A 12839-nucleotide genomic window follows, 5' to 3' on the forward strand; every position below is an offset into this window, starting at 1 on the left:
GGCGGTCATGCCACCTCGGCCTGAATCGCGTGGTCCACGTTTACGTTTGCCAGCCCGGGATACCAGCGCTCGAATGTTGATCGCAGAGTTCCGTCGAGCGTCTTGGTGCGGGTCTGCAAGAGAAGGTGCGCGCCGCGCCGTGTCCATTGCATCTGCTGCTTTTTGGCGAACCGTTTGCTCACCACAGCGTTGACAGTCGCCTCCACGAAGGCCGAGGAGATGCGCTCGCCGGACCGATACCGTTCGCCGTAATTGATGAGGCTGTGCACGTTCAAGGCGATATAGACACCGAACTCGCGAGCCGCAACGATGAACTTACGCAGTTTCGGATAATCAACTTCGAGTTCGAAAAGGTCGGCTTCAAACTCTGCAATCACCTCTTGGGCTCCGGTCGTATTCCCGTGCCACAATTTCCATTTTATTCGATCGAGCTGCTTTGTCAGTTGGGCGCCGGCCTTCTCGTCATGTTGCGCGACACCCTTTGCAAACTGCCCGAGCACGGTAATGCGCATGGTGATATGGAACCAGTCGAGGACATGCTCGCTGCAAGGGCTGATGCATTCGGTAAGCGCCCGAACTTCCTCGCCGCCGTCGGTCAAGAAAGTGATGTCCTGATTGGCCTGTATTCCTTGGCTTTCCAGCATATTGACAAGACGGCGCTTCGGCTTCCGATCGAAGCCATGGACGAAGCCGAGATAGCGCGGTGAGCCGTCCTCTGGCATCGATCGTCCGATGATGACCTCAAAGTTGTTCTTCCTTTCGGCCCAGTCGCGGACATAGCCGCCATCGAGGCCGACAACGATGCGTCCGTCCGGGATTGGCAATGCGTGCCAGTCCGTCAGACTTCCGTCCATGAAACTACAGCGATCCTTTGGCAGTTCGGCTTCAGCGCGCTCGGCGACCCGAAGGACGTGCTGACGCACCGTCGTAGCGTTTACGCCGGTGGCGATCGGCAGGACGTCAGCAAGGACTTCGGCTGCGGCGGCATAAGGAACGAGCGAGGCCCAACGCGTTTCCAGATAAAGCCGCTCAGGCGCGACATGATGAGGAATGAGTTCGGCGAGCGGCGACACGGTGGCCGGCCCGTTCGCTTCGCGGCACCGGCAGCGGTGAAGTCGCGGACTCGCCAGCCGCACGTCACCAAACAATGTGTGGAATACGATGGGATAGCTGCCCTTGCTTCGCTTCCGGCGGTCGCAGCTCTCGCACCACCGCCACCCCTCGGTCCAGGCCTTGGTCTGGGCTTCGACAATCCGCTGCTGGGCGGCGGCGAGCAAAAGGTTGCTCTCGGCAAGAGACAATCCGAGATCTTCCGCGCGGTCGGCGCCTTTGCCCAAGGATGCGATCTCTTCGATGTCGCCCGGCGCGCCGTCATCGGTTGTTATTTGAAGCAGAATCTTCACGCGCATGACGTCACTCCCGAGGACACAAGGCCAGTTTTTCATTGGCAGAAGAATGAGAATCTGCAATGATTTGGTGACCTGCTCCCTGGCTTGTTCCTGATCAGCGAGCGTCGCAGCAGACAGTTCAATGCTGCTGATGCATGAGGATGAGATGCCGACCTTGCCGCAAATCGGAATTCACCTTACGTCGGCTGAATGGTCGCCCCGTCCAGCGTTCGCGCTCTTCCGTTCGCTCAACAACCTCTTCAAACAGGGATTGAATATTGGCGTCGAGATCGTCTCGGCGCTCTTCGAGTGCGGCCTTTTCGATGATTTCGGCCATGACGCCAAGGTCATTGAGCGCGTCGATTGAACATCGGGCCTCGCGCTGAGTGAGATAGCCGGCCGGCCCACCACAATCCTCAGGCGGACAAGCTCCGCTTCCATCGGCGCAAAACGGATAGGCTCGATTGGGAGTGAGCTCCAACCGTTCTTCGAGCCTTACCTCGTGACGCCAAGGAATGTTCAGATCGTATTCGTAGGCGAAGCGCGCGCCCTTGCGAAGGCACAGGCTTTCCAGCGTCACGTCCGGCGAGCGAGCGGCAACCTCCCAGGAGCCGCAACGAATCGCGCGCAAATGGAATTGAAAGAGGTGGATGCCTTCCCAACCCATCGCGACCTGGATCACGCCGTGCAGCTGGCGAAGCGTGAAGGTCGCCGGCACGTGCATCCGGCGCCAGACCATTGGGCTGAGCCCCAACAGCCAAACCTTGAATTGCATTATAGCGCCGGGCATCGCCGGCGCGGAAGCAGAAGATGGGCCTGTTCGTCTCGGCAAAGGGATCTCCTACGCCACGCTTTGCTCCATGCTACCCGCGAAAACAGAAGCCGTCAGTCGCCCGCCCCACACTTCCTCATGGTCTCCCGTACCGCTTACGAACGGTGCGCAATCGGGCTCGCCGCGCCGCTGCGGCCGGCCGGAGCACCCGATCCCGAAATCGACGCTGTGACCCCTGCGGTCGTAATCGGGCTTGATGGCGGCTATCTGCGTAGCCGACATCGTCACCCCGAGCGTAATTTCGAAGTGGTCGCAGGAAAGGTGTTCAATCTCGATGGATCGCAGCATCGCTTCGCCTTTGCGCGCAACGGAAATTCGGTGAGTGAATTTACCAATGCGCTTGTGAGTGCTGGCGTCCGCCTCGGCACGCCGGCGACGGTGCTATCTGATGGCGACGCCGGATTATGGAAATTGCAGCGTCAGGTCATGCCCGAAGCGATGGTTGTCCTCGATTGGTGGCACGTCGCCACACGCTTTGAGCAACACCCTGCAAGCGACGCCGGGATTGGGCGCGGGCGTGACCAGCGGGCATTTTGGCGATCATCCTGTTCGTGCTCTCCAACGCGCCAAGAGGAACCTCTGGCATGGTCGTCCAAATTCCTGTCTCGGGCGCTTGGCGAAACTGGCGACTGGTTTGGCTCTATTCACGTCTGCGACCTGCGCGGCGCGGTTGCCGCCCGACGACACATCGATGATTTGATCGAATATCTCCATGCCAACCATCGCGCCCTGGCGAATTATGGGCGCCGGCGCCATAAAGAGCTGCCGATTTCGACCGCCTTCGTCGAGAGCGCGGTCAATGAAAATATGTCGAAACGCATGATCAAAAAGCAGCAGATGTGGTGGAACAGATGGACCGTGCAACCGTTCCTCGACGTCCGCGTCGCAGTTCTCAACAAAACCCTCTGCGGCCCGTTCAAACGGCTTTATCCAGACTCCCAGACGGACAATGACAATTGTCCCGTGCCAATCGCAGCGTGACGAATCCCACGATTTCGCATGCTCTCCTCGACAAGTTGGTCTGTGTCTTTACGCATCGAACCGTGTCGACCATACAGTCAGTATGGCCTTGCGCCCATCTCTAGATGCCGTAATGGCCCCGGCCTGAGCCTGATGGCGAAGGACGGGGCCATTACGGCATCTAGTTACCGCGGTCGAATGTCCGCGCCGTATGTTCTGCAACGGCGCCGAGCAGTGCGTTGAAACCAAGGCGCGGTTTATTATTCATGCGTTGATTAATCTCAGCGCCATATGCCCACTGGCGGCACCGAGGGTCAGCCACAAGCCGTTCTGCAATCCACCACTCGCCAAGATGAGACATCATAAGCGCGGTGCCCATAAGCGCTTCCAGCAAGAGCATCTGATCTATTTCAGGTAGCTTCTCGAACGCATCCCAATCTTTAAGCATTTGCCCACTCCTTGGACCATAGGTTTAGGGCGCCTGGAATGAGGCGGGCTTAACGATTCTAGAAATCTTCCAATATGCCCGCTGCGCGAGTGATCGGCCCCCTCCCCGCGACGGGTCTAACTGCAATGTTAGTGCATCGTGGGCTTTGGGGCTAGCGCGGGCGGCGGTGCTGCGTCTGCGACCGATTGCCCTTGCGAAATCAACACATCCGCCTGGCGCAACTTGGCGTCGATCTCCTCGGGCATATGATGCTTCCTTGCCATAAACGGTCCTCCGTCTCATGTCCGCAGACATACCTCAGGTTGGCCTAGTTCATCGCGGGTGGATCACTGCTGCTCATCGAGGAGTTGGCGACATACCTCAGATTGAACCAAGCTTCCGTAATCAATTATTGTCGGCGCTATTGGAAGGGTCTGCCAATCTCGAGTTCGCGAGCGGAGGCCCCGGTCAAAACTCTGGTCAATGCGCGCATGACCAAGCTGCAGCAGATGCGCTGGTCGCCGCGCGGCGCACAGCGCATGCTTCAAGCGACAGCTGCTGTGATCGATCGCCGCTTGAAGGCTGGCGCGATCAGTCTTGCCGCATGACCCCCACCTTTTTCCCGCCCCCCGCGAACCACCGCATTATTGCAATTAAGTGTGGCGTGAGATACGGAATCCCAAGTGGATCAAAATGCCTAACCGTTGGTATCACTTATTGAGCCGCTGTTTCAGCAGGGCGTTGGCCCAATCAATATTCCGTTGCGCAATTCGCCGTTGATTGAGCGCTATTTCTTCCGTTAGTTCCTTCAAGGCTTCGAGATTGACCGCGACCGCCTCTTCGAGTTTGTTCGTTCCGACTTCTCTTGATCCTAGCGCGACGAGCGCATTGCCAAGGTTTGCTTGCGTCAATGCCCAGCCCAGCGGAGCGTGCTCGCGCGTATATACCTTCAGCGCTTCACGAAACGCAGCGATAGCTTCATGGAGCCTGCTCGTCCCGCTCTCTCGCTCTCCCAAAGTCTCCAACGCATTGCCGAGATTCACCTGCAGTGTGGCCCAATCGAGCGGTTCGCGCTCGCGTTCGATCACCTGCAAGGCTTCGCGAAAAGCTGTAACCGCCTCTTCGAGACTTCCCGTCCCGCCTTCGCGCTCTCCGAGCGTCGTGAGCACATAGCCAAGCTTCATCTGGGTTTTTGCCCAATCGTGCGGCGCGCGTTCGCGTGTCGTTTCCTTCAGCGCCTCGCGAAAGGCTGTGGCCGCCTCTCTGAGCTTGTCGGTCCTATTCTGGCGCTCCCCTAGCATTTCGAGCGCATAGCCGAGTTTCATCTGCAGCGCCGCCCATTGAAGTGGAACGCGCTCGCGCGTGTATTCCTTCAATGCATTGCGAAAAGCCGCGACGGCTTCTTCGATTCTGTTTGCTACTTTCTCGCGCTCTCCGATCGTCCCGAGCACATTTCCAAGATTCACTTGCAAGTTCGCCCAATCAAGTGGGCTTCGTTCGTGCGTGAATTCTTTCAGCGCTTCGTGATAGGCGACGACCGCCGATTCGAGGTTTCGATTACCTTCTTCCCGTCCTCCAAGCAGCGACAGCGCGTCACCGAGCTTCGCCTGTATCGTGGCCCAGGCAATCGGGTGACGGGTACGTGTATATTCCTCGAGCGCTTCGCGATAAGCGGAAACGGCTCTTTCCAAATTCACAGTCCCGCTTTCCAGCTTTCCCAGTTCCGCGAGCGCCGCGCCCAGACGAAGCTGTAAATCCGCGCAGTCGAGTGGGGTCCGCTCGGGTTTGCCCCCGCCCGATTTCTTTCGAAAGACCGTGATTGCTTCTCCGACATTCGACGGCGCGGAATCCTCTATCGGTTCCCGCGTGTTTCGAGCTTGAACGGCTTCGGCGGACAAGAGCCCCAGGAGGCCGCAGAGGACGACCAGAGCTACGCCGCCGATCGAAGTGAGGCGGAATCTTCCGCTCTTTCTGGTCATGAATGACGATGATCTACTCAAGGGCCACCTCCTCGTTTCGTTGAACGACGGCAACGAATTCGCAAAAACCTCAGTGGCGGAGCGCAAGTGCTTCGGCGTTTGAGCTCTTATGACGCGCAGGGAGAAGCGGGGAGAAGCTTTCATGATCCATTCATTCGCCGATGGCGCAGCCTTTCTCGGCTTCGTCACTTGTGCTGAGGAGATTGGCTTTCACAATTTCCTCGGTTTTGATCTTCGCCCGGGTGAGATCGTCGTCGTAGATGTGGGTCGTATATTCCGCCGAAGACGTTTTCGTTTGCGACGCGTTGACCGAAACGCCACCGCTGCTCACGTCGATCGAGATCACGGTCGACAGGCCGGGGCGCAGCGGTTGCTTTTCGAGCTCGTCCGCCTGCAAGGCGATTCGCACGGGAATACGCTGGACGATGCGGATGAAGTTGCCGGTGGCGTTGTCGGGCGGAAGCATCGCGAAGACGCTGCCAGAGCCAGGAACGATGCCTTCGACGACGCCGTGATAGGTCTGGGCGGAGCCATAGAGATCGACTTTCGCGATCGCCTCCTGCCCGGGTCGAACCCGATCCATCCTGTTTTCCCAGAGATTGGCTTCGACCCAGAGATGATCGAGCGGCACGATATTGAGGATCGGATCGCCGGGCCGCACGCGCTGGCCGACCTGCACCTTGCGCTTCGCCACATAGCCTGTCGCCGGCGCGCGGATATTCTGGCGCAGAAATTCGACATAAGCGTCGTTGAATTTCGCTTTCGCCGCTTCAATGTCGGGATGGTTCATTCGGGTCACGCCCACGACGCGCGCCTCAACGGCCTGATATTCCGCGCGCGTCTCGCGCAAATCCGCTTCCTGCGCGGCGAGCTGGTCTTCGGTGTTCTGTAGCAACTGGCGCGAGGCCGCGCCGCTCGGCGCCGCCTGCTTGTATCTTGAAAGATCGTGCCGCGTCCTATCTCTGATGGCGGCTCGCGACAGAACCCTCTGGCAGATTTGGCGGCGAGAGGCGAAAAGCGCGCCGACAGCGCGCACGGCGCGTCCGAGCTCCGCTTCCGCCTGACTGAGGGCGGCTCGCGCGCGTTGTCCGTCGAGGCGAACCAGCACGTCGCCTTTCTTGACCATTTGCGTTTCCTCGGCGAGCACGGCGGCGACGACGCCCGTCGCGTCGGAATGCACTGGAATGATATTGCCGGTGACGAAGGCGTTGTCCGTCGTCACCCAATTACGCTCGAAAGCGAACCACGCGACAAAAGCGATCAACGCGCCGACCCCGGCCGCGCCGATGACGAGCTTGAGCAGAAAGTCTCTGCGGGCGCGGATGCTTTTGCGTGAGAGTTGCATGGATCGGGTCGGTCGCTGGTCTCAACCGCCGCCGAGCGACTGGATCGCTTCGACCGTCGGGGTGATCGGATCGGCCTCCGGCGCCGGCTTTGGCTCGGCTGGATGCGGGCCGTCGGCGTAGCCGCCGCCGAGCGCCTGATAAAGATCGACCGCCGCAACGAGCCTATCGCCTTCGATCGCGCGCTGCGCGAAGGCCGATTCAAGAAGATCGGCTTGTTCGGCGATGATCTCCCGGCGATCTTTCATCCCGTCGCGCAGGCGCACGCGCGCGAGATCGAGTTGGGCGCGCATTGCGCGCAGGAAACGGCTCTGCGCCTCATATTCGGCGCGCGCGCGTTTGAGATTGGCGATCGAATCGGCGACTTGCTGCGCCGATTGCAGCAGCGTTTCATTATAGGCGTCGACAGCCTGATCATATTCGGCGCGCTGCACTTCCAGATTTCCAGTCAGGCGGCCGCCCTGGAAAATAGGCAGGCGCACGCCTGGGGCGACGGCATAGCCGATCGCGGAAGGCGTGAACAGATAGCCGGCGAGCTTGCTGATCTTGGTTGTGGTGACCGATCCTTCGAAGCCCCCCGTGATCGCGAGATCGATCGAGGGAAGGAACATCGTCTTCGCGACATGGATGCGTTGCGCGGCCGCTTCCGCGCGCTGCAGCGCGGCGGCGAGATCGGGACGATGGATGAGCATTTCGATCGGCAGATTGCGGGGCAGCGCGGGTTGCGCCGGCGAGGGCGCTCTTCTGCCGGCAAAGAGATCGCGCCCCGCGTCCGGACCTTCGCCCATCAAACGCGCCAGAGCGTCTTGCTGCAGGGTGAGAAGCGCTCTCGCGGCGGCTTCGCGCCTTATGGCGAGTTCGAGATTGGCCCGCGCGATTTGCGCGCCGTCCAAAGTGTCGAGGCCGGTCTGGTATCGCGTTTCCGCGAGCGCCACCAATTCGCGGCGCAGCCTCGTCAGCGCGCTCGCGACTTCGAGCTGTCGCGCCGTCGCATAGCCGCGCAGATAGGCCCGCGCGGCGCCGCTTGTCAGCAGCAGCCGCGCCTGCTCCAATTCGCCTTCCTGAGCCGCCGCTTCGCCGATCGCAGCGTCGAGCAGCGCCCGGTTCTTGCCCCAGAAATCGAGCTCCCAGGTCAGCGCGAGCGGATTGATGAAGGCCATGGTCTTTTGCAGGCCGCCCTGCGCCGGATTGTAGGAGGCCACGACGCCATGCAGCGGGTTGCGGGACTGCCGCATGCCGAAAGTCGCTTGAACCTCCGGCAAAAGCCTTGCGCCGGCAATCTGGACGACGGCGTCCGCGGCTCGGAGCGTGCCCTCGGCCTTTCGCAAATTTTGATTGTCGCGCAGCGCCTTATCGACGATGCGGTCGAGCTCGGCGCTGCGAAAGGCGCGCCACCACTCCTCGCGCGGCCACGCATTCTCGCCAACGGCGGACTTCAGGCCGGAATTGGCCAGCGTGCGCTCCATGGCCGGCGCGTCGAGGAATTGCGCCCGGTCTTCCTGCATGGTGAGAGCGCAGCCGGCGAGGAGGAGCGAGAGAAGACCGAGAGCGATGCAGGCGCTTCGCCGCGTCATGGCTGCTCCATCAACTCTTCGGCGCGCAGTTGACGCAGCTTCTCTTTCCGACGCAGAGGAATCACCGGCGTCGGATGGGCGAGCCAGACGAACGCGGCCAGCACGACGAACACGACGGCGCCCAGCAGAAAGGCGTCGTTCATCGCAAGCAACGCGGCCTCCTCGCGGATCAACATGCTGAGCTTCTTCGTCGCAGCGGCAGAAGAAAAGCCGGCAATTTGCAACTGCTCGACGAGCTGCGGGACGAGATCGAGCGAAGGAAAGCGCCGCCCGCCAAAATGATCGGCGAGATCCAGCTGATGGAACGGCGAACGCCGAAATTGAACGACGGCCAGCGATGATATGCCGATGGCGCCTGCGGCAGTACGGAGCATCGCGAGCTCTTCTGCCGCCCGGACAAGCTTGGAGCCGGATAGTCCGTGCATCGCAAGTGCCGCGAGAGGCGCAAAAAATGTGGCGAGGGAGAAACCGAAGAACAGCATCGGAACGGAGACGCTCTCGAAAGAAGCCGGTTTGTCGAAGAGTCCCAGCCAAGTCAGAGTCACGGCGAAACAGAGGAAATTCAGACAAGCGACAAAACGTGTGTCGATCTTACGATTAAGCTCGTGCATGACGGCGACAAGCGGCGCGGCGACAATTAGCATTGTCAGATAGATCAAGCCCACGAGCGACGAGGAATAGCCGAGGAGAGTCTGCAGTTGCCCCATGAAGATTGATAATATCCCCTGAACAACGAGAAAACCGGCTATCGAGCAGACGGTCGCTATTGCATAATTACGATATGCGAACAGCCGTATGTCGATCACGGGATGGCGCTCGCCGAACTCCCATATGAGGAATATCGGCAGGGCGCTGCTGACGACGATGAGCGACGTCGTCAGCAGCGGCGACGCGAACCAGTCAAAATCGTTGCCCTGATTGAGAATAGTCTGCGTTCCGAATAGAACGCCGGCGAGCAGGAAGAAACCAACGCCGTCAAAACGGGTAATGACGCGCCTGAAGCCGCGGCCATAGAGCAAGGACCCCACAATCCCCGCAACCGGCAACGCTGCCGCGATGTTGGAATAGAACAGCGCCCGCCAGCCGAAATATTCCGCATACCATCCGCCCATGAACACGCCGACCGTAAAGGGCGTCATGCTCAAAACGCCCCAAAGGCCAACGCCGGCCATGCGCAGCCGCTCAGGATACTCTTTGAGAGCGAGAGACTGTCCGACCGGCAAAATTACACCGCCCGCGAAGCCGAGCGCAATACGTGCCGGTAGGAACGTCCATAGAGTTTCGCTGGTCGCGCAAACGAAGGAAGCACAGGCATAGAAAGCGAAAGTCGCGACATAGACGCGATAGTCGCCGAAGCGGCCGGTGAACCAGCGCGCGACAGGCAGGCCGAGCGCCAGGCCGATCATATGGTCCGTCGTCGCCCAGGTTCCGAAACTGGGCGTCACGCCGGCCAGGTCGCCAGCCGCATAGGGGACGAGGACCGTATAGCCGGGAACATTCGAGAGGACGACGATATTGCCGAGCGCGAGCGCCGCATTGAAAAGGACGAAACGCCAGCCTCTCAGAGGCGACCCGTAAATAGATTTCATGGTGCGGCGCCCCGTGAAGCATCACCTGTCAACATGCCGCCCCAGAAATTCGCGGCGAGCGACGCCACCGCGCCGCTCGACAGTGCTCAGCGGCAGCGATGTGACGAAAGCCCTCGATCGACTCTCGCGCGATCGATTCCTCAGGGACGCGATCGACGACTCGGCCTGAATTCTTCGAGACTGCCGGCGAGCGATGAGCCGAGCGTCGCGACAGCGCGATCCCGCAGCATCGCCGCGACTCCGCAAGCGTGCGGACGCGCACGCGGAAGAAACAGACATTGGTCACTCGACAAAATGTGCCAGATGGCGGCGCAAAAGTGTACCGGCTGGTTGAGAGAAAAGGGCCGTGAAGCCCTGGTGAGTTAGGCGTTCATGCTTACAGGACGGTCTTGAACACTTTCTTGATGACTATCGGAGCATACCTCGCAGTCAATTCGGCGCGAGCGTTACAATGGTCGTCACTTTTAGAGCCGGTCCCTCGGCTCTGGGGCAAATTACATGCGGGAGAACGCAAAGAACCTCGCCATCTTCGAGTTCCGCTCCGAACGCTGATTTCGTCGCGCCGCTGGTCCAAGTTCTACGTCCCACGCACCAGGCCAAGGAACTCCTCGCGCGTGCGGGGGTCGTCGCGGATCACGCCGAGTAGGCGACTGGTGGTCAGCGTCGATCCGAGCGTGTTCACGCCGCGCAACGTCATGCAGCTGTGCTCGGCCTCGATCACCACGCCGACACCCTGAGGCTCGAGAATATTCTGAATGGCTTCGGCGATATCGGCGGTGAGCTTCTCCTGAATTTGTAACCGACGGGCGAATCCGTGCACCACTCGCGCCAGCTTTGAGATGCCCACGACCCGGTTTGCTGGCAGGTAACCGACATGCGCGCGACCGATCACCGGCAGCATGTGATGTTCGCAAAAACTGACCACACGGATGTCCTTCAATACCACCAGTTCGTCGTAACCACCCACTTCCTCGAAAGTACGCTTCAGATACTCGCGGGGATCGACGGCATAGCCGGCGAACAGCTCGCGGTATGATCGCGCCACGCGTCCAGGCGTATCAATCAGGCCTTCGCGGCTTGGATCGTCGCCCGCCCATTCGATGAGAACCCGGACGGCTGCTTCGGCGTCGGCCTGGGTCGGTTTCGCAATTCCCATGTCTCCAAAGTGGTCCGCCAAGCCCCTTCGACAGCCTGATCCACCCGTAAGGTCATAGAATCGTTCCGTACGCGGTGGAGCGGCGTGAACTGTCTTCTTGATTGGAAGCTCGACCATTCGGCACTCCTCCTAGCCTGCGACGAAGGGCGGCGTCTTTTGCCGCTGACACTGTTCCTTTATCCGACGGAGAGACCCTTTCAGGGCTCTCCGTCCACGCTGAATAGTTATGGTTCAGTTGCCGCGTTGCTCCTTGGTCAGAAGCTTGAGCCACCCCTCGACCTCGGCGCTCAACTTGCCCGTTCCCGCGAGTTTGAGCGTGGGCGCCAGCATGCCGCGCTCAACAATCGGCAATGGCAGCACGCCCTGTCCGCCCATGCCGTTATGCGCGGTGATCTGACCGTCCTTCGAATCCGCGAGCAGAATGCGGCCTACGACTTCGAGCTTATCCATGTCGATGACGATCAAATCATTGGCGAACTTGCTCGCCACATAGGCGTAATAGCCGCCACCCTTCTTGTGCCCGAAGTTGACACCGTGACAGCCTGCTTCGCAGGGCAGGCTCTTCACCACCTTGTCGGTCTTCACGTCGACGATCGTGACCGTGGCGCTCAGCGTGTTCGCCGTGACGACATATTTGCCGTCCGGGCTCACCGGGGTCTGGATCGGAAGCAGGCCATAAGCCTCACCCTTGTGCGCGCCACTAATCGGATCGTAATCGGCGGCGAGGTCAATGTCCTTGACCTTCTTCTTGTTGTCGATGTCGATGACCGTCAACGAGGAGAGCATGGCAGGCGGCGTGCCGAGCAGATTCGCCGCATAAGCCTTATGGTTCATGTCACTCCAGATCGCGATGGGGATAACGCCGCCGGTTGGAATTTCCGTCGCTTTCTCAGTCGCGAGATCGACGACGGTGACGCTTCCCGCCAGCGCGTTCGGCGTCATCATATATTTGCCGTCATCGGTAAGGTGATGCCCATGCGGGCCGGAATGCGGGCCGACATTGATATTGCCCATCGCCGAAGGGAATTCGCCGGGCGACAGTTTCGCCACGCGGTCCTCGCCATTGATGGCCACATAGAGCATGCCGGTTATCGGGCTCGTCATCACATGAGACGGATTTTGTCCAACGACCTGCGTGTTAAGAACTTTGCCGCTCTCGCGGTCAAAGGTGGTCAGCCGTTTGTCGAACCATTCCGTCTGATAAATGTATTTATATGTCGGATCGGGCCACATATTGTGGGGGTTGTTCATATTCTGCTCGACGCCCTTGACTTTTTTCTTGAGCGTCCAATTCGTTGCGTCGATTTGCGTCGCCGTTCCGAACTTCGTCTTGCCGCTCACGCCTTCAAACTGCGTGTTGACCCAGACCTCGCCGACGCCGGGCGTCTTGGGCGTCAGCAGTGTGTTCGGCGCCGAGAGGCTGAGCGCGCTCAGATTGATCTGTGCGCCCCCGAGATTGAGTCCGAGATCGGGAAGCTTCACCTCCCACTTCGGCTGCCGATAGTCGCGCCATAGCGCCGGCGTCGTGGCGACGAAGAAGGTGCGGAGCAGCTTCTTGGCGATGTCGCTTGTCGTCGGAACTTTGGCGCCG

Annotated in this window: 10 protein-coding genes and 1 pseudogene; 2 read left to right on the forward strand and 9 right to left on the reverse strand. The window is 60.0% G+C overall.

Annotated features, from left to right (window positions below):
• Window positions 1-5: 5 nt before the first annotated feature.
• Both ACR65W_RS12060 and ACR65W_RS12065 read right to left on the reverse strand, forming a co-directional pair.
• Window positions 6-1409: an ISKra4 family transposase gene (locus ACR65W_RS12060; protein WP_434499142.1), complete on the reverse strand. Its 1404-nt coding sequence runs from the start codon at window positions 1407-1409 to the stop codon at window positions 6-8.
• Between the two features lie 118 nt (window positions 1410-1527).
• The gene (locus tag ACR65W_RS12065) at window positions 1528-2163 is read right to left on the reverse strand and encodes a plasmid pRiA4b ORF-3 family protein (RefSeq protein WP_246720560.1); all 636 of its coding nucleotides are present in this window, start codon (window positions 2161-2163) and stop codon (window positions 1528-1530) included.
• Window positions 2164-2298: 135 nt separating this feature from the next.
• Here ACR65W_RS12065 and ACR65W_RS12070 point away from each other — a divergent pair, with 135 nt between their 5' ends.
• A complete protein-coding gene (locus ACR65W_RS12070; RefSeq protein WP_434499143.1) occupies window positions 2299-3201 on the forward strand; it encodes a hypothetical protein in 903 nt (300 codons plus the stop codon).
• Between the two features lie 160 nt (window positions 3202-3361).
• Here ACR65W_RS12070 and ACR65W_RS12075 read toward each other — a convergent pair whose 3' ends face one another.
• Window positions 3362-3628 carry a hypothetical protein gene (locus tag ACR65W_RS12075; protein ID WP_175095652.1) on the reverse strand — a complete coding sequence of 89 codons (267 nt, stop codon included), beginning with the start codon at window positions 3626-3628 and terminating at the stop codon, window positions 3362-3364.
• Window positions 3629-3963: 335 nt separating this feature from the next.
• Here ACR65W_RS12075 and ACR65W_RS12080 point away from each other — a divergent pair.
• Window positions 3964-4215, forward strand: a pseudogene (locus ACR65W_RS12080) (ISKra4 family transposase); the annotation flags it as partial.
• 102 nt (window positions 4216-4317) lie between these two features.
• On the opposite strand, the gene ACR65W_RS12085 reads toward ACR65W_RS12080, so the two are convergent.
• The 6 genes from ACR65W_RS12085 to ACR65W_RS12110 all read right to left on the reverse strand — a co-directional run.
• On the reverse strand, window positions 4318-5586 hold the full coding sequence (locus tag ACR65W_RS12085; RefSeq protein WP_175095653.1) for a hypothetical protein: 1269 nt from the start codon (window positions 5584-5586) through the stop codon (window positions 4318-4320).
• Window positions 5587-5737: 151 nt separating this feature from the next.
• Window positions 5738-6931 carry an HlyD family secretion protein gene (locus ACR65W_RS12090; protein WP_175095654.1) on the reverse strand — a complete coding sequence of 398 codons (1194 nt, stop codon included), beginning with the start codon at window positions 6929-6931 and terminating at the stop codon, window positions 5738-5740.
• A gap of 21 nt (window positions 6932-6952) precedes the next feature.
• A complete protein-coding gene (locus tag ACR65W_RS12095) occupies window positions 6953-8503 on the reverse strand; it encodes an efflux transporter outer membrane subunit (protein WP_175095655.1) in 1551 nt (516 codons plus the stop codon).
• On the reverse strand, window positions 8500-10092 hold the full coding sequence (locus tag ACR65W_RS12100; RefSeq protein ID WP_175095656.1) for an MFS transporter: 1593 nt from the start codon (window positions 10090-10092) through the stop codon (window positions 8500-8502). Before ACR65W_RS12100 ends, ACR65W_RS12095 begins: the two co-directional genes overlap by 4 nt.
• Window positions 10093-10669: 577 nt before the next feature.
• Window positions 10670-11242 carry a GTP cyclohydrolase I FolE gene (gene folE / locus ACR65W_RS12105; protein WP_332310783.1) on the reverse strand — a complete coding sequence of 191 codons (573 nt, stop codon included), beginning with the start codon at window positions 11240-11242 and terminating at the stop codon, window positions 10670-10672.
• A 237-nt stretch (window positions 11243-11479) separates the two neighbouring features.
• On the reverse strand, window positions 11480-12839 hold a 1360-nt coding region (locus ACR65W_RS12110; protein ID WP_434499144.1), incomplete at its 5' end, for a YncE family protein.

The organism is Methylocystis sp., from assembly GCF_051062815.1.
Taxonomy (GTDB): Bacteria; Pseudomonadota; Alphaproteobacteria; order Rhizobiales; family Beijerinckiaceae; genus Methylocystis.